Genomic DNA, 20,550 nt, shown 5'->3' with positions numbered 1-20,550 from the left:
CATGAGCCACGAGGCGACCGAACCGGCCGCAGCCGACCCGGGCATCGAGGAGATCGAGCTGGAACTGTTCGTGCGCGCCATGCAGCGCCGGCACGGCTACGACTTCAGCCAGTACGCGCCGGCCTCGCTGAAGCGCCGCGTGCGCCAGCTCGCCACGCAACTGGACTGCGGCACGATCAGCGCGCTGACCGGCCGCGCGCTGCACGACGCGGGGCTGCTGCCGAAGCTGCTGGAAGGGCTGTCGGTGCCGGTGTCGGACATGTTCCGCGACCCGGCCGTGTTCCGTGTGCTGCGCGAGCAGGTGCTGCCGGTGCTGGCCTCCTACCCGCAGATCAACATCTGGCAGGCCGGCTGCGCGCACGGCGAGGAGGTCTACTCGCTGGCGATCCTGCTGGAGGAGGCCGGCCTGTACGAGCGCAGCCAGATCTTCGCCACCGACCTCAGCACGCGCGCGCTGCAGCACGCGCGCGAAGGCATCTTCCCGGTGCGCGAGGCGCAGCAGTGGTCGCGCAACTACCAGGCCGCCGGCGGCAGCCGCTCGCTGGCCGACTACTACAGCGCGCGCTACGGCCTGCTCAAGCTCGACCAGCGGCTGCGCCGCCACGTCACCTTCGCCCAGCACAACCTGGTTTCCGACCGGGTGTTCTGCGAGGCGCACCTGGTGCTGTGCCGCAACGTGCTGATCTATTTCTCCAACCCCTTGCAGGACCACTGCCTGCAACTGTTCCACGACAGCCTGGTGCGCGGCGGCTTCCTCTGCCTCGGCCTGCGCGAGAGCATCGATGCCGCCGCCGCGTCGACCGACTTCGCGCCGGTCGACGCGGCCCGGCGCATCTACCGGCGGACCGGCGGCGAGTGGAGGCGGCCATGACGGCGCCGCAGGCTGTCGTGGTCGGCTGTTCGGCCGGCGGGCTGGATGCCCTGAAGATCCTGCTCGGCGGCCTCGACCCGGCACTGCCGCAGGCGGTGCTGGTCTGCTGCCACAGCGGATCGGACAGCGTCGAGCTGTTGTGCGAACTGCTCGGGCGCGCCTGCCCGCTGCCGGTGTTCGAGGCGCTCGAGCGGCAGCCGGTGCGCGGCGGCGCCGTGCAACTGGCACCGTCCGGCTACCATCTGCTGGTCGAGGCCGACCGCCATTTCGCGCTGTCGGTCGACCCGCGCGTGTGCCACGCCCGCCCGTCGATCGACGTGCTGTTCACGTCGGCCGCAGAAGTCTGGCGCGATGCGCTGGTCGGCGTGGTGCTCACCGGCGCCAACGCCGACGGCGCCGACGGCCTGCGCCAGTTGCGCCGGCTCGGCGGCTGCGCGGTGGTGCAGTCGCCGTCCGATGCCGAGGCGCCGGCCATGCCGCAGGCCGCGCTTGACCGGGCCGGCGCCGACCACTGCGTGACGCTCGAAGCGATCGCGCCCCTGCTCAACCGCCTGTGCCTGCCATGAACGAAGCGCTCCCGAAAATCCTGATCGTCGACGACACCCGCGCCAACCTCGTCGCGATGCGCCGCCTGCTGGTGGACGCCGGCGCCGAACTCGTCGAGGCCGCCAGCGGCAACGAGGCGCTGGCGCTGTGCCTGGACCACCAGTTCGCGCTGATCCTGCTCGACGTGAACATGCCGGACATGGACGGCTTCGAGGTCGCCACCCTGCTGGGCGAGGCCGAGCAATTGCGCGACACCCCGATCATCTTCGTCACCGCCGCCTACGCGGACGACCTCAACCGGCTCAAGGGCTACCGTTCCGGCGCGGTCGACTACATCGCCAAGCCGGTCAACGACACCATTTTGCAGTCGAAGGTGCGCGTGTTCCTCGACCTCTACAACGCGCGCATGCAACTGCAGCAGGCGCTCGGCGAACTGTCCCGGCGCAACCGCCAGTTGCAGGAGGAGATCGCCGAACGCGAGCGCATCGAGGCGCAGGTGCGCCACCAGGCCACCCACGACATGCTCACCGGCCTGCCCAACCGCGCGCTGTTCCACGACCGCCTGCACGGCGCGATGCAGCGCGCGCCGCGCCGCGACAACGGCTTCGCGCTGGCCCTGCTCGACATCGACGGCTTCAAGGCGGTCAACGACAACTACGGCCATCCCGCCGGCGACGCGCTGCTGCAGTCGATCGCCGCCCGGCTGCGCAGCCACGTGCGCGCCAACGACACGGTCGCCCGCCTGGGCGGCGACGAGTTCGCGCTGATCCTGGAAGACATCGTGGAAGTGCCGGCGCTGCTGGAACGCTGCCAGCACCTGTGCGACATGCTCGCGCTGCCCTACCCGCTGGACAGCCGCCAGGGCGATTTCGTGGCGCGGATCAGCGCCAGCATCGGCATCGCGCTGTGGAGCGGCGACGCGCAGAGCGACGAGCAGTTGATCCAGGCCGCCGACCGCGCGCTGTACCAGGCCAAGAACGCCGGCAAGAACCGCTGCGTGCTGACCATCGACGCGCCCGACACGCCTACCTGAAGGTCCGGACACCGGCCGATGCGGCCCGCGACGCTGCCGGCGGAAACTTGTCGCATCCGTCGCTGCCAGCCCCTGCCGCCCCGCTTCAGGTCCGCAGCAGCGGTGCGGCGAACAGCAACGCACCGATAACGAACAGCACGGTCAGGACGTGGACAAGAACCTTGTTGTAGCGCAGGAACACGAACTGCTCGACGGTGCGGCCGACCCAGAACAGCGACATGCCGGCCAGCAGCGCGTGGCCGAGCCGCGTGCCCAGCAGCTCGCCGGACAGGCAGAAGCACAGCGCCGCCATGCCGAGGAACACGTAGATCAGGCGAAGATTGAGGATCTGCGCCACCGCGCGGGTCGCCACGCTGGTCGAGGCCAGCGCCCGCGGCCAATCGAACAGCTTCCAGAACGCCATGTGGAAAACGGCGAAACCCAGGCTGTGCACGCCGCCCAGCAGGACCAGGGTCTCGCCGTCCATGGCCGGCCCTATGCCGCGTCGGCGAGCTTGCCCTTGCCGTCGCGGGCGCTCGCCGCGCCCAGTTCGGACGGGTCGAAATCGTCCACCGAGATGAACTCGAACACGCCCTTGCGCACGCGCTCGAGCAGGTCGAACTCGGCCTGGCTGATCACCCCCGCCTGCACGGCCTCGCCGAGTTGGCCGAGGTAGTCGTGCGCCTTGAACTGGCCGGCCTTCTGCGCCTTGCCGAACTTGCGCTCGACCGGCTCGGCGGCGATCACGTCAGGCAGCAGCGCGTTCATGCGGCCCACCGTGTTGTTCGCCGACGGGGTCAGGTAGACCCATTCGGTGAGGCGCGCGCGCGCCTCGTTCGGCGCGGTGAGCAGCGCGGCGACGCGGCGGCCCAGGCGGTCCGACGGCGGCACCTCGCGACGGCCGAATGGGAACACCAGCGCGCGCAGCAGCCACGCCACCGGGCGCACCGGGAAGTTGCGGATCGCGCCGTCCAGCGCGTTCTGGGTCAGCCACATGCACTCGTGGAAGCCCCAGGCGAGGAACGGGCGGTCCGCCTCGGGGCGGCCGGTGTCCTCGTAGCGCTTGAGCATGCTGCTGGCGATGTACAGGTAGCTGAGCACGTCGCCGAGGCGCGCGGACAGCTTCTCCTTGAACTTCAGCTTGCCGCCGAGCACGCCCATGAACACGTCGGCGCACAGCGCCAGCGCGGCGGAGTAGCGGTTGAGCTTGCGGTAGTAGCGGCGCGTGTAGGCGTCGCCCGCGCTGTCGCCGAGGCGCGAGCCGGACACGCCCATGGCGAAGCTGCGCACCGCGTTGGAGAAGCCGAAGCCGATGTGGCCGAACAACGCGCGGTCGAAGCTCTTCAGCCGCTCGCCGTAGTCGGCGATGGACAGCGCCTGCATTTCCTTCAGCACGTAGGGATGGCAGCGGATCGCGCCCTGGCCGAAGATCATCAGGCTGCGCGTCATGATGTTGGCGCCTTCCACCGTGATCGCGATCGGCACGCTAGACCAGCCGCGCCCGGCGTAGTTCTTCGGGCCGAGCTGCACCGCCTTGCCGCCGTGCACGTCCATGGTGTCGCTGGCGACCTGGCGCGCCCATTCGGTGGCGTGGTACTTGGCGATGGCCGACGGCACCGACGGCTTCTCGCCGCGGTCCACCGCGGCCGCGGTGGCGCGCGACAGCGCGGCGGTGGCGTAGGTGAGCCCGCCGATGCGTGCCAGCGCCTCCTCGACGCCCTCGAAGCGGGCGATCGCCAGGCCGAACTGCTTGCGCATGCGCGCGTACGCGCCGGTCGCCGCGGCCGAGCCGCGCATCGCGCCGGTGGCGTTGGAAGGCAGCGAGATCGCGCGGCCCACCGACAGGCACTCCACCAGCATGCGCCAGCCGTGGCCGGCCATCTGCGGCCCGCCGATCAGCGTGGACAGCGGCGCGAACACGTCCTTGCCGTGGATCGGGCCGTTCTGGAACGGGATGTTGAGCGGGAAATGGCGGCGCCCGATCTCCAGCCCCGGCGTGGAGCGCGGCAGCAGGGCCAGGGTGATGCCCAGGTCGTCCTTGTCGCCCAGCAGGTGCTCCGGGTCGTACATGCGGAAGGCCAGGCCGACCACGGTGGCGATCGGCGCCAGGGTGATGTAGCGCTTGTCGAAGGTGAGCCGGATGCCCAGCGTCTCCACGCCGTCCACCACCTGCTTGCAGACGATGCCGTAGTCCGGGATCGAAGTGGCGTCGGAACCGGCGTACGGGCCGGTGAGCGCGAAGCAGGGGATCTCCTCGCCCACCGCCAGGCGCGGCAGGTAGTGGTTCTTCTGCTCGTCGCTGCCGTAGTGCAGCAGCAGCTCGGCCGGGCCGAGCGAATTGGGCACGGCGACGGTGGAGGACAGGGTGGCCGACACCGTGGACAGCTTCTGCAGCACCGCCGAATGCGCCAGCGCGGAGAACTGCAGGCCGCCGTACTGCTTCGGGATGATCATGCCGAAGAACCTGTTCTTCTTGACGAACTCCCACACGGCCGGCGGCAGGTCGGCCAGCTCGTGGGTGATCTGCCAGTCGTCGATCATCGCGCAGAGCTCTTCCACCGGACCGTCGAGGAAGGCCTGCTCCTCCACGCTCAGCTCGGGCCTGGGCTGCTTCAGCAGTTCGTGCCAGTCCGGCTTGCCGGAGAACAGCTCGCCCTCGAAGCCGACCGTGCCGGCCTCCAGCGCGGTCTGCTCGGTGTCGGACAGCTTCGGCGTCACCTTGGCGAACAGTTTGAGCAGCGGCGCGCTGATCTGCCTGCGGCGGAAGTCCACCAGCAGCAGCGGCACCGCGACGGCCAGCTCGATCACCAGCAGGATCGCCATCGTCACCGGCGCATGCGCGAGCAGGCCCACCACCAGGGTGGCCGCCACCGTCGCGATCGCCCAGGTACGCAGGCTGGTGCGGTGGTAGGCACAGGCGCCGCTCGCGATCAGCGCGGCCAGCAGGGTCAGCAGTACGGACATCTCGACACCTCGTTGCGGTTACACGACACCGGCGTCCTGCGGGACGCCGGCATGGTTGGAGCGGGCCAGTCCTGGCGATCCCAGGCCCAGCGACCCGACGAACGCTGCGATCTCGCGCGTGAACGCGTCGTTCGCATCGCCCGCCAGCATGTGCGTGGCGCCCGCGACCTCGACGTGGCGCGCATGCGGCACCAGCGCCAGGAACTCATTGACCGTGGCCTGCGAGACCACGTCGCTGCGCTCGCCGGAAAGCAGCAGCACCGGCACGTCCACCTTGGCGGCGGCGGCGAGCAGGCGCGGCTGGTAGCGCTCGCTCTCGCTCACCACGCCGCCGAGCAGGGCCGGGTCCCAGTGCCAGCGCAGGCGGCCGTCGGCGCCTTCGCGCAGCAACGGGCGCAGTTGCTCCTCGCGCTTGCGCTCGCGCCGCTGCGGGAGGTAGGCGGCGATCCGCTCGGCGGCCTCGGCATAGTCGGCGAAACCGTCCGGATGCGCCTGCATGAAGGCGAGGATGCGCTCCACCCCGGCCGTCTCCCAGCGCGGCGTGATGTCGACCAGCACCATCGCGCGGAACGGCGCCGGCCGCGTCTCGCCCGCCACCGCCAGGCCGAGCAGGCCGCCCATCGAGGCACCCACCAGGATCGGCGGCTCGGGCTGGGCCTGGGCCAGTTGCAGCAGGTCGCCGGCGAACTGTTCGATGTGGTACCCGCCGCCGGGCACGCGCCCGCTCTCGCCATGGCCGCGGCTGTCGAAGCTCACGCAGCGGCAGCCGCGCGCCGCCATCGCCGCGGCGCAAGCGCTCCAGGCGCCGCGGGTCTGGCCGAAGCCGTGCGCGAACAGCAGCGTGGGCGAACCTTGCGGCCCGCGCAGTTCGACGGCCAGCGGCAGGCCGTCGGCCGCGGCATGGGCATACGTTTCCAGGGAGGCACTGGCGGATGTCGAGGATACCATACGCTTGAGTATGGATTGCGCCGTCCGCCTCCGTCAATACGACCTGCCCGGCTCTGCGCTCCTGTCCCGATCGAGCGGGGAACCGGCCGGCCGGGGCGGCTCGCATTGCAAAGCCGGGGACTGGGGCTACCATTGCCGAATGAACGCCAGCAGCAAACCGGAACGCACGCGCCTGTCCGCCGAGGATTGGGAAGACGCCGCCCTCGTCCTGATCGCCGAGCAAGGCGTGGGCGCCCTGGCCGTCGAGGCCCTGGCCCGCCGGCTGGGCGTGACCAAGGGCAGCTTCTACTGGCACTTCCGCACCCGCGAGGCGCTGCTGCAGGCCGCCCTGGAACGCTGGGAGCAGTACGGCGAGCGCGAGGTGATCAGCCAGATCGAATCGATCCCCGATCCGCGCGTGCGCCTGCCCGAGCTGTTCCGCCGGGTCGCCCACGAGCTGCAGCCGCACCGCGTCTACGCCGCGCTGCTGAAGGCGCTGGACCACCCGCAGGTGGTGCCGGTGATGGCGCGCGTATCGCAGCGGCGCACCGAGTTCCTCACCGTCGCGTTCCGCGAGGCCGGGCTGCCGCCGGCCGAGGCCGTCAACCGGGCCCGGCTCACCTATGCCGCCTACGTCGGCTTCCTGCAATTGAACTTCACCCTGGGCCTGCCGCGGATCAGCCACGAGGACTTCGACGCCTACGTGGAACACATGATCGCGACCCTGATCCCGGCCTGAGGCCCCCTGTCCGCGCGCTCCGCGAACCGCGGCGCGCGTGGAACCGCTCCCCTGCGCACACCTTGCAGCGGCGCCATCCGGCGCCGTTTTCTGCTGCATGCAGACTTGCAATACCAGTGCACGCAAATTACCGTTCCAGATACTTTTTTTCCTAAGACCTTACGAGGACACAATGACCAGCAAGCTGGAAGCGCTCGAGCGATGGGTGAACGAGGTAGCGGCACTGACACGCCCCGCGCAGGTCCACTGGTGCGACGGCTCCGAGGCCGAATACCGGCAGCTCGTGCAGCAGATGCTGGGTACCGGCGACCTGATCGAGCTTAACCAGCAGACCCATCCGGGCTGCTACCTGCATCGTTCCAGCCCTTCGGACGTGGCCCGGGTCGAGCACCTCACCTTCGTCTGCCACGGGAACCGCGACGACGCCGGCCCGAACAACCACTGGATGGACCCGGCCGAAGCGCACGCCAAGATGGACGCGCTGTTCGACGGCTGCATGGAAGGCCGCACCATGTACGTGATCCCGTACTGCATGGGCCCGATCGACTCGCCGCTGTCGCGCTGTGGCGTGGAGATCACCGACAGCCCCTACGTGGTCGCCAACATGAAGATCATGACCCGCATGGGCAAGGCCGCGCAGGAGCGCATCGAGCGCGAGGGCCTGCTCTCGGACGGCGTGTTCGTGAAGGGCCTGCACTCCACCGGCGAGCTGGACCCGGAGCGCCGCTTCATCATGCACTTCCCCGAGGAGCTGACGATCCAGTCCTACGGCTCCGGCTACGGCGGCAACGCCCTGCTCGGCAAGAAGTGCCATGCGCTGCGCATCGCCTCGCACCAGGCCCGCACCGAGGGCTGGCTGGCCGAGCACATGCTGATCGTGGGCATCGAGAACCCGCAGGGCGAAACGCACTACATCGCCGCCGCTTTCCCGTCCGCCTGCGGCAAGACCAACCTGGCCATGCTGATCCCGCCGGAAGGCTACCGCCGCGACGGCTGGAAGGTGTGGACGGTGGGCGACGACATCTGCTGGATGCGTCCCGGCGCCGACGGCCGCCTGTACGCGATCAACCCGGAAGCCGGCTTCTTCGGCGTGGCGCCGGGCACCAGCACGGCGACCAACTCGAACGCGCTCAAGAGCATCGCCCGCGACACCATCTTCACCAACGTCGCCGTCACCGCCGACAACCAGCCCTGGTGGGAAGGCCTGCCCGGCACGCCGGTCACCGACTGGCAGGGCCGGCCCTACGACCCGGCCAACGGCCCGGCCGCGCATCCCAACTCGCGCTTCACGGTGAGCGCCAGGCAGTGCCCCACCTGGTCGGAGAAGGCCGAGGACGCGCAGGGCGTGCCGATCAGCGCGATCGTGTTCGGCGGCCGCCGCCCCTCGCTGCTGCCGCTGGTGATGGAAGCGCGCGACTGGGCGCACGGCGTGCTGATGGGCGCCGCGATGGGCTCGGAAACCACCGCCGCGGCCACCGGCGCGGTCGGCGTGCTGCGCCGCGACCCGATGGCGATGAAGCCGTTCGCCGGCTACCACTACGGCGACTACTTCGCGCACTGGCTGTCGTTCGACAAACCGGGCTCGAAGCTGCCGAAGGTCTTCCACGTCAACTGGTTCCGCAAGGGCAAGGACGGCAAATTCCTGTGGCCGGGCTTCGGCGACAACCTGCGCGTGCTGGAGTGGATGATCGGCCGCGTCGAAGGCAAGGCCAGCGGCGTGCAGACGCCGATCGGTACCCTGCCCGCGGCCGGCGAGCTGAAGCTGGACGGCCTCGACCTGCCGCCGGGCGCGCTGGACGAGCTGCTGGAAGTCGACACGGCCAACTGGCGTTCCGAGCTGGACGCCATCGGCGAGTACCTGGAAAGCTTCTCGCCGCGCCTGCCCGAGCGCCTGCGCCAGGAACAGCAGCGGGTCGCCGCCGCACTGGCCGCCACCGCCGAGCCGCGCGCCGCCACGGCCTGAACGCGGACGCAGCGCACGCGAAGCCGGTGGCCCGCCACCGGCTTCGCCGTTTCAAACCTTTCCGGTTGCCAAGGCATCCAAGCTGGCAAGATGATCAGCGCCTGCCTAGCCACCGGAAACGCCATGTCGCCAGCGCCCGACGCGCTGCCCACGGATACCGACGACGTCCGTGCCGCCGCCGGCGGCGACCGGCATGCCTTCCAGCGGCTCTACCGGCTGCACGTCGACCGTATCTACGGGGCGCTCTACCGCCTGGCCGGCTACGACCACGCGCGCGCCGAGGACCTCACCCAGGACGCCTTCGTGCGCGCCTGGCAGAAGCTCGGCGAATTCCGCCACGAGAGCGCGTTCGGCACCTGGCTGTATCGCCTCGCGGTGAACGTGGCGCTGATGGACATCCGCGCCCGCAACGCCCACCCGGTCGGCTTCGTGGACGAGGACAGCCTGCCGGAACAGGGCGAAGTCCCCTTCTGCGCGGCCGAGCGCGAGGAGCTGGAACGCGCCATCGCCCGGCTGCCGCCGCGGGCGCGCGCGGTGCTGGTGCTGCACGACGTCGAAGGCTGGCGGCACGAGGAAATCGCCGCCGAGCTGGACATGGCAACGGGTACGTCGAAGGCGCAGCTGCATCGCGCCCGCGGCCTGCTGCGCAAGATTCTTGGAGAACGCTCATGAACGAATTCGAGTGGCGCCGCCAGCTGCGCGACCTGCATGCCCCCGTCGCGCCCCGCCGCGACCTGTGGCCGCAGATCGAAGCCGCGCTGGATGCCGAACCGGCGCCCGCCGCCGCGCCCATCGCCCGCCGCCCCGCCTCCAACCGGTCGCCGTGGCTGCTCGCCGCCGGCTTCGCGGGACTGACCCTGCTCGCGCTGGGACTCTCGCTGCAGCAGACCCGCCATGCGCCTTCCGCCCCGGTCGCCAACACCGCTCCGGCGGGCGTGCCGCCGTGGAAGCCGGAAGACCCGCGCCTGGCCGGCGCCGCCATCGAACTGGACGCCGCCCGCATGGAGCTGCAGCAGGCCCTTCAGCAGGCGCCCCACTCCGGCGCGCTGCAGCGCCTTCTCAACCGCAACGAACAGCAGCAATCCTATCTGCGCCGTCTCGACCAGGCCGGCTGAACACCCGAGGAAACACGATGAAAACCGCCCGCTATCTCCCGCTGCTGCTCAGCCTGTGCATCGGCCAGGCGCTGGCCGACACGCCGATCAACCTGCGCCACGACGCGACGCCCAACGCGCACGTCAGCGTGAGCAACATCAAGGGATCGGTCACGATCACCGCATGGGACCGCAACGAGGTCCAGGTCACCGGCCGGCTCGGCGACGGCGCCAAGCCGCTGGAGATCGTCGGCGACAAGGGCGACCTGTCGATCAAGGTGGAGGCGCAGGGCAGGTCCGGCTGGCTCAACTGGGGCAGCGACAACGCGATGGGCGCCAGCGCGCTGGAACTGCGCGTGCCCAAGGCCGCCTCGCTCGACGTCGACGTGGTCAGCGCGACCCTCGGCATCGACGGCACCGACGGCGGCACCATCGAGGTGAACTCGGTCAGCGGCCGCGCCCGCATCAACGCGCGCACGCCCTCGCTCGACGTCGAAAGCGTCAGCGGCAGCGTCGAGCTTGCCGGCCACGCGGAACGCGCCAACCTGCAGACCGTCAGCGGCGACATCCTGGCGCCCGTCCTGGGCCGCGAAGCGGAGCTGCAGACGGTGTCGGGGCGGATCCAGGCCACCGGCGGCCCCTGGCGCAAACTGAGCATCAGCTCTGTCTCCGGCAACGTCCAGCTCAACGGCGGCCTCGCCCCCGAGGGCAGCATCACCATCGACAACATGAGCGGCGACGTGCAGTTGCAGTTGCCGTCCGCGACTTCCGCGGCCATCCACGCCAGCACGTTCAGCGGCGACCTGCGCAGCGATTTCGGCTCGCCGAGCAAGAACGAGCACGGCCCGGGCAGCGAGCTGGACGTCCAGGCCGGCGACGGCCGCGGCAAGATCCACATCGAGACCTTCAGCGGCAACCTGCGGCTGCGCAAGCAGGATTGAGCGGCCCTGCCGGCAAGGGGCAACGCCGGCCCGGAAAGCAAGACGCCATCGCATAGCGACGGCGTCTTCGTTTTCATCCGGGCGAACGGCGAACCGCCGTCAGAACCTGTTCAAAGCCTCCCAGGTGCCCTCCATGAAGCGTCATCCCAGCGGCTTTCAACGGCCGCAGGGCCGGTCAAGCAGGAGGCGCTTTTCAAAGCCGTAGGGCTGGTCATCCAGTGCCTCTAGGCTTTGGGGGAAAGGGAAAGCCGCTGGATTCCTGCTTTCGCAGGAATGACGAGCGGGGAACGTGAGGGAGATTCCAGTCTCCCAGGTATCCCCCTACGAAGCGTCATCCCAGCGAAAGCTGGGATCCAGTGCCTCCAAGGGTTCTGGGGGGAAAGTCGCTGGATGACCAGCCCCACGGCTTTGAAAAGCGCCCCCGCTTGACCAACCGTGCGTCCGTTGAAGGCCGCAGGGATGACGAGGGAAGCGTGAAGGGGATTCCAATCCGGCAGGGAGACTCTGAACAGGCTCTCAGAGATCCTGGTGGTACTGCACGTAGGGCGTGCGCGACTGGTCCGGCTCCGGGCCGGCCGGCGTATTCACCGCACCGCTGCCGGAAGACCACACGTTCTGCGCACCGATGCTCAGCTCGCCCTGCCACGGCAGCCGCCAGGTGACGCCCAGGTCGATGCTGGTCCAGCGCTTGTCCGCGTTGAGGCCGCCCGGGATGGTCGGCTGCATGGTGCGGCCGACGATCGAGCCGCTGAGCGGGCCATGGTCGACGCCGAAGCTCAGCGCCTTCTGGTCCAGTGTGTTGATGCCGAGCACGTTGCCGGGCAGCAGGTGGATCCGGCCCACGCTGGCGCCCAGGTCGATCCCGCTCTTGCTGTCCAGCGCCAGCCTGCCGCGCGCATTGAGATGGGCGCTGCTGTCGAAGTCGTACAGGCCGTTGACGCCTGGCGCCGCGCCGGGGAGCACGCGCGGCAGCGTGCTGTTGTTCGGCGTGCTGGCCGCGCCCACGCTGAGGCCCAGGCTGTAGCGGCCGCTGTTGTAGGTGGCGCCCACCTCGCTGCCGACGACGCGCGGCGAGCGGTTGATCCACGAACGCTGGCTCACGTCGGCATGCAATTGCAGGTGCGGATCCAGCCCGTAGTTCAGGCCGGTGGAGACCACGCTGCTCGCATCGACCACGTGGAACGACAGCGGGGCGTCCTTGCGCTGCGCGGACGCCGGCGTCTGTTCGTCGGCCCGGAGCGCCAGCCACTGCCCGTCGGCGCCGCGCCACAGCGGCACCACCACGCCCGGGCTGACCTCGGTCACCTGGTCCGGCGCCTGGTTCAGCAGGCGTTGCGCCATGGCATGCGTGTCACCGCCCAGCGACTGCCCTGCCGCGGCGAGCGGCATAAGCATGGTCAGCAATGAAAGCAGGCGGCGCATGGTGAACAGTCGTCCCCGGTGAGAACACAGGCTCGGGCTCCCCCCTCAGGGAGCATGCGGGCCCTAGCATACCTCGTTTTACTTTTATCTAACACCCCGAACTGGCCCGAAAAGGCGGCTCAGGCCACAGATCCCGCCTGTTCAGACCCCGGTCGATGTCCCAGGTTCCACCCCGGCAGGCGGCAACCATGCGACATTGCCGCGAGCTATAGTCGGCCCCGCCACTCTGCCTGCCGGACGGACAGACCTCGATGAGCTTCGTCTCACCCACGCGCGTTCCACCGCCCGCCCAGGCGACGGAGGATCTTGCGCAGTTGCACGGGGCGATCGAGCAGTTGTTCAGCGCTCCGGACGCGGCCAGCGTGATGGAGGGCTGCGAATCCATCCTGGCCCTCTGCGGGATCGAGGGCCGGCTGGCCTGGGGGACGCCCGCAGGCGCCGATTCCGGGACTCCGCCCACCGGGCGGGTCGAGCTGGCCGAGGACCCGCAGGGCCTGCGCGCCCTGGTGCTGGAACACGCCCATGCGCCGCTGAGCGCGACGCAGCAGGCGCTGCTGGGCTGGCTGGGCCGGATGGCGACGGTGCGGCTGCGCCAGCAGGCCGAGACGACCCGGCTGTACGAGGCGATCTCCCGGCTCGCCCTCGCCGAACGCCTGCAACGCGCGCTCTATGCGATCGCAGAGCAGGCCGGCACCGGGCACAACATGACCGAGATGATGCGCTCGCTGCACGCCATCGTCGGCAGCCTGATGTACGCGGAAAACTTCTACATCGTGCTGTACGACCCGGCCACCGGCAGCGTGCGCTTTCCCTACTACGTCGACACCGTCGACCAGGACCCGCCGCCGCCCGACCGCAGCATTCCGCTGGAGGAGCTCCGCCACAGCCTGACCTGGAACCTGCTGCTGTGGGAAGGCAAGCCGCTGATGGGCTCGATCGACGAGCTGGCCGCGCTGCTGCACGAGCGCTTCGTCCCGCTCGGCCCGCACTGCGAGCACTGGCTCGGCGTGCCGCTGGTGCGCGAAGGCCGCGTGGTCGGCGGCATCGTGATGCAGAGCTACCGGCCGGACACCCACTACACCCAGCACGACCGCGAGCTGCTCGGCTACGTGGCCCAGCACGTGCAGGCCGCGCTGGAACGGCGCGAGGCCCACGCCGAGCTGGAGCGGCGCGTCGCCGACCGCACCGCGGCGCTGCGCGAGGCCAACCGGGTGCTGCGCCAGCAGGTGCTGCAGCGCCAGCGCGGCGAACGGCTGCAGGCCGCGCTGTTCCGCATCGCCGAGCTGGCCAACGCCAGCGACGGCCTGGACAACTTCTACGCCGCCGTGCACCGGGTGATCGGCGGCCTGCTGTATGCGCGCAATTTCTACATCGCGCTGGTCGACGAGGAGAGCGGGCAACTGCGCTTCCCCTATTCGGTGGACGAGATCGACAACGTGCGCCCGCCCCGCTCGCACGGCCGCGGCGCCACCGAATACGTGCTGCGCAGCGGCAAGCCGCTGCTGGCCGACCCGCGCGAGATGGGCCGGCTCGTCGCCCTGGGCGAGATCAGCCAGACCGGCGCCCGCTCGGTGTGCTGGCTGGGCGTGCCGCTGGTGTGGGGCGAACAGGTGATGGGCGTGCTGGTGGTGCAGAGCTACAACCCCGAGCACACCTACAACGAGCGCGACCAGGAGCTGCTCACCTTCGTCAGCTACCACATCGCCAACGCGCTGCAGCGCAAGCACTCGGCCGAATCGCTGAAGCAGGCCTACGCCGGGCTGGAGCGCCGGGTCACCGAACGCACCCGCGCGCTGGCGCTGGCCAACCGCGACCTGCGCGAGCAGATCGCCGAGCGCGAGCGGGTCGAGCGCAGGCTCAAGTACGAGACGCTGCACGACTCGCTCACCGGCCTGCCGAACCGCACCCTGCTGCTGCAGCGGCTGGAACAGTCGCTGCAGCGCTACCACGCCAATCCGCAGGAACTGTTCGCGGTGCTGTTCATCGACCTGGACCGCTTCAAGGTGATCAACGATTCGGTCGGCCACCTGATCGGCGACGATCTGCTGTTCCAGGTCGGCGGCCGCATCCGCGCCTGCCTGAAGACCCGCGACGTGGTGGCGCGGCTGGGCGGCGACGAGTTCGCGGTGATGCTCGACGGCATCACCGACGGGCACAAGGCGGTGCAGATCGCCGAGCGCATCATCGGCGAGCTGCAGGCGCCGTTCCGGCTCGGCGCCAAGGAAATCTTCACCTCCGCCTCGATCGGCATCGCCCTGGCCGGCCCGCACTACCAGAAGCCCGAGGAGTTGTTGCGCGACGCCGACGCGGCGATGTACTGCGCCAAGGACGCCGGCCGGCACCGCGCCGCGCTGTTCGACGACCGCCTGCGCCGCGAGGCGCTGTCGCTGCTGGAGATGGAGGGCGACCTGCGGCGCGCGCTGAGCCGCAACGAGTTCGTGCCGTTCTACCAGCCGATCGTGGCGCTCGCCGACGGCCGCATCGTCGGCTACGAAGCCCTGCTGCGCTGGCACCACCCGGAGCGCGGCCTGCTGCTGCCCGGCGACTTCCTGGTGGTGGCCGAGGAAAGCGGCTGCGCCGAAAGCATCGACTGGCAGATCTTCGAGCAGGTCTTCGCCCAGGCCACGCAACTGGCCGGCGACGACGGCTTCATCAGCATCAACGTGTCCGGCCGCCATTTCCGCTCGCCGGACCTGGACACCCGCCTGCTCGCCCTGCTGGAGCAGCACCGCGTGCCGCCGCCGTGCATCCGCATCGAGGTGACCGAGCGCGCGCTGCTGGAGAACCCGGCACAGGTCAAGCGCATGTTGGGCAACCTGCGCGGCCACGGCGTCGGCATCGCGCTCGACGACTTCGGCACCGGCTACTCCTCGCTGAGCTACCTGCACCAGTACCCGTTCGAGACGCTGAAGATCGACCGCTCCTTCATCACCGAGCTGCCGGACGAGGGCGAGAACCAGGGCCTGGCCGTCATCCGCGCGATCCAGGTGCTGGCCGACTCGCTGCAGATGCGGGTGATCGCCGAGGGCATCGAGCTGGAGACCCAGCGCCAGGCGCTGCTGCGGGTCGGCTGCCGCTACGGCCAGGGTTTCCTGTTCGCGGTGCCGAAGGCCGCCAGCGCCTGGCTGCCGGCGGGCGCGTCGGCCAGGCCCGCGACCGTCCCGCTCTAGCCGCCCGGCGCGCGCCTACTGCGCCGTGGTCGGGGCGCCGGTCACGCCGCTCGCGCTGAGCAGGTGCTCCGCGTCGATGCGGTCGAAAGTGTAGCGCTGTGCGCAGAACTCGCAGATCACCTCGGCCTCGCCGCCGCGCGCATGCAGCGCCGCCTCGACCTCCTCGCGGCCCAGCGAGCGCAGCATCGACTCCACCCGCTCGCGCGAGCAACTGCAGCCGAACGCCAGTGGGCGCGGCTCGAACAGGCGCACGGTTTCCTCGTGGTACAGCCGGTACAGCAACTGTTCCGGCGCGGTGGACAGCAGCTCGGCCGCGCCCATGGTCGCGGTCAGGTGCAGCACCCGGTCCCAGCCGTCCGCGTCGCCGGCCGCGGCATGGCCGCCCTGGTCGGGCAGCTTCTGCAGCATCAGGCCGACCGCCTGCTCGCCGTCGGCCGCCAGCAGGATGCGCGCCGGAAGCTGCTCGGACTGGGTGAAGTAGTTTTCCAGCGCTGCCGGAAGATCCGCGTGCCGGAGATCGACCAGCCCCTGGTAGCGCTGGCCCCGCTCGGCGTGGCCGATGGTGATCGCCATCACCGCGTCCGGCAGCGCGGACAGTTCCAGCGAGGCCGGCAGCGGCTCGGTCCAGCGCGCCAGCCCGCGCAGGCGGCCCTGCTCCGTGCATTCGGCGAACAGCAGGCGCAGCGGCCCGCTGCTCTTGAGTTCGAGCGACAGGGCGCCGTCGAGCTTGATGTTGCCGGTCAACAGGGCGCTGGCCGCCAGCGACTGGCCGAGCAGCGCGCGCAACGGCGCCGGATAGTCGGCCCGCCCGGCCACTTCGCGCCAGGCCGGGCCCAGCCGTACCAGTACGCCGCGCACGCCGGCGCGTTCGAGCAGGAACCGGTGCAGCACATCTTCGACGAGTACGGTTTCCACGAAATGCCAACCTCTCTGGACAGGCCCCACAGATGGGGGCGGCTCCCCGGCAGGGCAATACGCCCGGCCCGTGCCCTTTATACTTCGGCGATCCCGATCCGGCGGCAACCATGTCCCCTACGCGCCCACGCCCGCTCGCCCGCCTGCTGCGGCCCCTGGCGATCCTCGCGGTCGCCTGGCTGGCGCTGAGCTGGTGGGTGGTGCTGGTGCTGCGCTTCGTGCCGCCGTGGACCTCGGCGGTGATGATGGAGCGGCGCCTCGGCGCCCTGGTGCACGGCGAGCGCGATTTCCAGCTGCGCCACCACTGGGTGCCGTGGGACGAGATGGCACCCTCGGTGCCGCTGGCGATGGTCGCCGGCGAGGACCAGAAATTCCCGTTCCACCACGGCTTCGACTTCGATTCCATCCAGGACGCGATGGACGACGCCGACGACGGCAAGCGCCTGCGCGGCGCCAGCACGATCAGCCAGCAGACCGCGAAGAACCTGTTCCTGTGGAACGGCCGCAGCTTCGTGCGCAAAGGGCTGGAAGCCTACTTCACCGTGCTGATCGAGCTGACCTGGCCGAAGCAGCGCATCCTGGAGGTCTACGCGAACATCGCCGAGCTGGGCGACGGCGTTTATGGCGTGGGCGCGGCCAGCGAAGCATATTTCCATACCGTGCCGGCACGCCTCGGCCCGGCCCAGGCAGCGCGCCTGGCCGCCGTGCTGCCCAGCCCGCGGCGCCTGCACGCCGACCGCCCGAGCGCCTACGTGCAGCGCCGCACGGACTGGATCCAGCGGCAGATGGGCCAGCTCGGCGGCCCGGGCTACCTGCAAGGCCGCGCGCCCGCGCGCACGGGCCGCCGCTGAGGGGCGCTCGCCGCGGCGCGGGCGGTCCGCTAGCATGCGTGGACTCCCTTCCCGGCACGGCCATGGCACAGCTTACCGTCGTCATTCCCGCCTACAACGAAGCCGTGGTGCTGGATGCCTTCCACCGGCGGCTCGCCGCCGTGCTGGACGGCCTGCCGCTGGAGTGCGCTGTGCTGTACGTGGACGACGGCAGCGGCGACGACAGTTGGGCGGTCATCGAGGCGCTGCGCGCGCGCGACCCGCGCGTCGGCGCGCTGCGCCTGTCGCGCAACTTCGGCAAGGAGGCGGCGATGACCGCCGGGCTCGACCACGTGCAGGCCGGCGCCGCGGTGCTGATCGACGCCGACCTGCAGGACCCGCCCGAGCTGATTCCCGAGCTGGTCGCCCAATGGCAGGCCGGGTACGACGTGGTCTACGCCACCCGCAGCGAGCGCGCCGGCGAGAGCCGCTTCAAGCGGTTCACCGCGGCGGCGTTCTACCGCGGCATGGAAAGGCTGTCGGACACGGCGATCCCGCGCGACACCGGCGACTTCCGCCTGCTCTCGCGCCGCGCGCTCGACGCGCTTTCCCAACTGCGCGAGCGCCAGCGCTTCATGAAGGGGCTGTTCGCCTGGATCGGCTACCGCCAGGCCGCCGTGTGCTACCAGCGCGAACCGCGGCAGGCCGGCCGCAGCAAGTGGAACTACTGGCGTCTGACCCAACTGGCGATCGAGGGCATCACCTCGTTCTCCACCGCGCCGCTGCGGCTGGCGACCTGGACCGGGCTCGCCTCGGCGATGCTGGCCTTCGGCTACGGCCTGTGGGTACTGGTCAAGGCGCTGCTGTACGGCGACCCCGTGCGCGGCTATCCCACGCTGATCCTGGTGATCCTGTTCCTCGGCGGCGTGCAGTTGCTGGCGCTCGGCGTGATCGGCGAATACCTCGGCCGCAACTACGCCGAGAGCAAGCAGCGCCCGCTGTATTTCGTGGACGAGCAGAAGCCGCCGCGCGGCTCGCCCTGAGCCCTGCCGGCGCTTCACGCCACGGCTACACGGCGCCCGCGCGGCGGCGCTAGACTCGCTCCACGCGGCCAGTTCGCGGTCGCCACGGGAGGCCGACATGCGCCAGGTAAAGCATCTGCTGGAAAGCAAGGGCAGCGAGATCTACGCGATCGCACCGGAAGCGCCGGTGCTGGAAGCCATCAAGCACATGGCCGAACGCCGGGTCGGCGCGCTGCTGGTGATGCGCGGCGAACGGCTGGTCGGCATCGTTTCGGAGCGCGACTACGCGCGCAAGGTGATCCTGCAGGGCCGCGCCTCGGCGCAGACGGCCGTCGCCGAGATCATGAGCAGCCCGGCGCTGACCGTCTCGGCCGACACCGACGTCTTCGACTGCATGCGCCTGTGCACCGACAGCCGCGTGCGCCACCTGCCGGTGGTGGACGGCGAATCGGTGATCGGTGTGATCTCGATCGGCGATCTGGTCAAGGCGGTGATCGATTCGCAGGCCGAGCAGATCGAGCAGTTGCAGCGCTATATCACCAGCTAGGGCGGGATTCGGGATTCGGGATTCGGGATTCGGGATTCGGGATTCGGGATTCGGGAAAGCGTAAAACCGGATTCAGGCCGGGGGCGTCTCGCCGTTGCCGGCGCGCGCCTGTCCTTCGGGCACCAGGTCGGACGACCAGCCGGCGCGCCGGGATACGACCGCCGCCAGTGCGGCCACGCCGGCACCGAGCAGGGCCAGCCCGCTGACGCCCCAGCCCAGCGCGCGCAGTCCGCTCACCACGTTGGTGATCACCAGGTCGCCGAAGCGCCAGACCGCCGTTTCGATGAAGTTCTTTCCCTTGTAGCGCGTCTCGCGCGGCACCCGGGTGTACAGCGCGTCCACCGCGGGCTTGGTCATGCCGAAGGCGAAACCGCGCGTGATGACCAGCATCACCGCCAGCAGCGGCGGCATGCCGAGGCCGAAGAACGTGACACTGCCGCCGCCCAGCAGCGCCACCCCGAGCAGCAGGGCCAGGTTGACCAGCGACGGCAGCACCAGCCCCCAGCCGGCGCCGTGGCGCACCAGCAGCCACGGCGTCACGCTGAGCTGCAATACCGCGCCGAGCAGGTTGGTGGCGAGGTCGAGGTCGTTGTAGAACGACGTGCGCGCCACGGTATCGGCGAAATTCGCCTTGGCGTAGTCGGCCACCAGCGCGTAGGCCAGCGTGCCGATGCCGTCGCCGAACAGCATCAGCAAGGCCATGTAGCGCAGGAAGGGACGCGACCACAGCTCCTTGACGCCGGCCCACAGCGAACCGCCGATCGCCTCGTCGCCGCGGTTGCCCGGGCCGCGCTCGTTCCGGTCGGACAGGCGCAGCAGCAAGGCCAGCGACAGGCTCAGCGCCAGCGCCGACACCAGCAACAGCGGCGCCACCCCGATCACCTGCACCAGCAGCTTGGTCACCAGCGGGCCGAAGATCGCGCCGGCCATGCCGCCCAGCGCGATCAGCGAAAACACCCGGCGCGCCTGGCCGCTGGAAAAGATGTCCGCCATGAAGCTCCAGAACAGCGACACCACGAACAGGTTGAACACGCTGACCCAGACGAAGAACACCACGCCCAGCTCGCGCGCGCCGATGCGGTCCTGCGCCACGAACGCGGGCACGAAGGCGAGCAGGCACAGGATGAAGAAGCTGTAGCTCCAGCCCAGCAGCTTGCGGCGCCGGAAATGCGCCACCAGCATGCCGAACACCGGCATGAGCAGCAGCATCACCACGAACACCACGCCGTAGAACAGCGGCAGCGACTGCGAACCGAGGGCGCCGATCAACTGGTCGCGCACCGGGCGGATGATGTAGTACGCGACCATCATGAAGAAGAAGGCCAGCGCGGACAGGGCCGGGGCGGCGCCTTCGACGGTTAAGGCATAGCGACGCGTGCTCACGGGGGCATCCGGCATGGGGCGCGGCAAGCCTAGCATGCGCAGCCGGCGTCCCGGCTACCGTGGCGGCCGGCATGGCGATCGCCAGGAAAACCTCCCTTCCAGTGAACGCATGCCGCCCGGCCGTGTCCCAGTCCTGTCGCCCGACACCGGCCGCGCCTCGTTGTCGCGTACTGCAAAGTGCAAGACAATCGGTCGGTCATGGATGACGCTCCCGCGCCGCCGGCG

General features: G+C 70.1%; 18 protein-coding genes. 12 read left to right on the top strand and 6 right to left on the bottom strand.

From position 1 onward, the window contains the following. The first annotated feature begins 1 nt into the window (after nucleotide 1). Genes ASG87_RS03685 through ASG87_RS03675 form a run of 3 tightly spaced genes read left to right on the top strand, consistent with a single transcriptional unit; the run spans nucleotide 2 to nucleotide 2,450 of the window. Complete coding sequence (locus ASG87_RS03685) at nucleotides 2-871, top strand: protein-glutamate O-methyltransferase CheR (RefSeq protein WP_056000999.1); 870 nt, start codon at nucleotides 2-4, stop codon at nucleotides 869-871. After that, nucleotides 868-1,437 carry a chemotaxis protein CheB gene (locus ASG87_RS03680; RefSeq protein WP_056001179.1) on the top strand — a complete coding sequence of 190 codons (570 nt, stop codon included), beginning with the start codon at nucleotides 868-870 and terminating at the stop codon, nucleotides 1,435-1,437. The genes ASG87_RS03685 and ASG87_RS03680 overlap by 4 nt, the downstream gene beginning before the upstream one ends. After that, complete coding sequence (locus ASG87_RS03675) at nucleotides 1,434-2,450, top strand: diguanylate cyclase (RefSeq protein WP_056000998.1); 1,017 nt, start codon at nucleotides 1,434-1,436, stop codon at nucleotides 2,448-2,450. Before ASG87_RS03680 ends, ASG87_RS03675 begins: the two co-directional genes overlap by 4 nt. 85 nt (nucleotides 2,451-2,535) lie before the next feature. On the opposite strand, the gene ASG87_RS03670 is transcribed toward ASG87_RS03675, so the two are convergent. Genes ASG87_RS03670 through ASG87_RS03660 form a run of 3 tightly spaced genes read right to left on the bottom strand, consistent with a single transcriptional unit; the run spans nucleotide 2,536 to nucleotide 6,341 of the window. After that, nucleotides 2,536-2,916: a hypothetical protein gene (locus ASG87_RS03670; protein WP_056000996.1), complete on the bottom strand. Its 381-nt coding sequence runs from the start codon at nucleotides 2,914-2,916 to the stop codon at nucleotides 2,536-2,538. 8 nt (nucleotides 2,917-2,924) lie between these two features. Further along, nucleotides 2,925-5,393 carry an acyl-CoA dehydrogenase gene (locus ASG87_RS03665; protein WP_056000992.1) on the bottom strand — a complete coding sequence of 823 codons (2,469 nt, stop codon included), beginning with the start codon at nucleotides 5,391-5,393 and terminating at the stop codon, nucleotides 2,925-2,927. 18 nt (nucleotides 5,394-5,411) lie between these two features. Beyond that, a complete protein-coding gene (locus tag ASG87_RS03660) occupies nucleotides 5,412-6,341 on the bottom strand; it encodes an alpha/beta hydrolase (protein WP_056000989.1) in 930 nt (309 codons plus the stop codon). A gap of 139 nt (nucleotides 6,342-6,480) precedes the next feature. Here ASG87_RS03660 and ASG87_RS03655 point away from each other — a divergent pair, with 139 nt between their 5' ends. The 5 genes from ASG87_RS03655 (at nucleotide 6,481) to ASG87_RS03635 (ending at nucleotide 11,057) form a co-directional block, all read left to right on the top strand. Then, nucleotides 6,481-7,059, top strand: a complete 579-nt coding sequence (locus tag ASG87_RS03655) for a TetR/AcrR family transcriptional regulator (protein ID WP_056000986.1) — start codon at nucleotides 6,481-6,483, stop codon at nucleotides 7,057-7,059. A gap of 172 nt (nucleotides 7,060-7,231) precedes the next feature. Next, nucleotides 7,232-9,022 carry a phosphoenolpyruvate carboxykinase (GTP) gene (locus tag ASG87_RS03650; protein ID WP_056000983.1) on the top strand — a complete coding sequence of 597 codons (1,791 nt, stop codon included), beginning with the start codon at nucleotides 7,232-7,234 and terminating at the stop codon, nucleotides 9,020-9,022. A 123-nt stretch (nucleotides 9,023-9,145) separates the two neighbouring features. After that, nucleotides 9,146-9,694 (top strand): sigma-70 family RNA polymerase sigma factor, encoded by a 549-nt coding sequence (locus ASG87_RS03645; protein WP_056001176.1) that lies wholly within the window; start codon nucleotides 9,146-9,148, stop codon nucleotides 9,692-9,694. Then, nucleotides 9,691-10,137 carry a hypothetical protein gene (locus ASG87_RS03640; RefSeq protein WP_056000980.1) on the top strand — a complete coding sequence of 149 codons (447 nt, stop codon included), beginning with the start codon at nucleotides 9,691-9,693 and terminating at the stop codon, nucleotides 10,135-10,137. Before ASG87_RS03645 ends, ASG87_RS03640 begins: the two co-directional genes overlap by 4 nt. A gap of 17 nt (nucleotides 10,138-10,154) precedes the next feature. Next, on the top strand, nucleotides 10,155-11,057 hold the full coding sequence (locus tag ASG87_RS03635; protein ID WP_056000977.1) for a DUF4097 family beta strand repeat-containing protein: 903 nt from the start codon (nucleotides 10,155-10,157) through the stop codon (nucleotides 11,055-11,057). A gap of 516 nt (nucleotides 11,058-11,573) precedes the next feature. Here the strand turns inward: ASG87_RS03635 and ASG87_RS03630 are convergent. Then, nucleotides 11,574-12,479, bottom strand: a complete 906-nt coding sequence (locus ASG87_RS03630) for a hypothetical protein (RefSeq protein WP_056000974.1) — start codon at nucleotides 12,477-12,479, stop codon at nucleotides 11,574-11,576. A gap of 251 nt (nucleotides 12,480-12,730) precedes the next feature. Here ASG87_RS03630 and ASG87_RS03625 point away from each other — a divergent pair, with 251 nt between their 5' ends. Beyond that, nucleotides 12,731-15,649 (top strand): EAL domain-containing protein, encoded by a 2,919-nt coding sequence (locus tag ASG87_RS03625; RefSeq protein WP_056000971.1) that lies wholly within the window; start codon nucleotides 12,731-12,733, stop codon nucleotides 15,647-15,649. Between the two features lie 15 nt (nucleotides 15,650-15,664). Here ASG87_RS03625 and ASG87_RS03620 read toward each other — a convergent pair whose 3' ends face one another. Next, a complete protein-coding gene (locus ASG87_RS03620; protein WP_056000968.1) occupies nucleotides 15,665-16,564 on the bottom strand; it encodes an Hsp33 family molecular chaperone HslO in 900 nt (299 codons plus the stop codon). Nucleotides 16,565-16,674: 110 nt separating this feature from the next. Between ASG87_RS03620 and mtgA the strand changes: the two genes are divergently transcribed. From mtgA to ASG87_RS03605, 3 genes are all read left to right on the top strand, one after another. Further along, a complete protein-coding gene (mtgA, locus tag ASG87_RS03615; protein ID WP_056000965.1) occupies nucleotides 16,675-17,415 on the top strand; it encodes a monofunctional biosynthetic peptidoglycan transglycosylase in 741 nt (246 codons plus the stop codon). A 62-nt stretch (nucleotides 17,416-17,477) separates the two neighbouring features. Continuing rightward, entirely contained in the window at nucleotides 17,478-18,416 is a 939-nt protein-coding gene (locus ASG87_RS03610; protein WP_056000962.1) for a glycosyltransferase family 2 protein, read from the top strand. A gap of 97 nt (nucleotides 18,417-18,513) precedes the next feature. Next, complete coding sequence (locus ASG87_RS03605; protein WP_056000959.1) at nucleotides 18,514-18,942, top strand: CBS domain-containing protein; 429 nt, start codon at nucleotides 18,514-18,516, stop codon at nucleotides 18,940-18,942. A gap of 72 nt (nucleotides 18,943-19,014) precedes the next feature. Here ASG87_RS03605 and ASG87_RS03600 read toward each other — a convergent pair whose 3' ends face one another. Then, the gene (locus ASG87_RS03600; RefSeq protein ID WP_268761795.1) at nucleotides 19,015-20,325 is read right to left on the bottom strand and encodes an MFS transporter; all 1,311 of its coding nucleotides are present in this window, start codon (nucleotides 20,323-20,325) and stop codon (nucleotides 19,015-19,017) included. Nucleotides 20,326-20,550: the final 225 nt, after the last annotated feature.

This window comes from Frateuria sp. Soil773 (assembly GCF_001428405.1).
Lineage (GTDB): Bacteria > Pseudomonadota > Gammaproteobacteria > Xanthomonadales > Rhodanobacteraceae > LMSL01.
The sequence above is the reverse complement of the archived record's forward strand: the minus strand, read 5'-3'. Positions and strand labels throughout refer to the sequence as shown.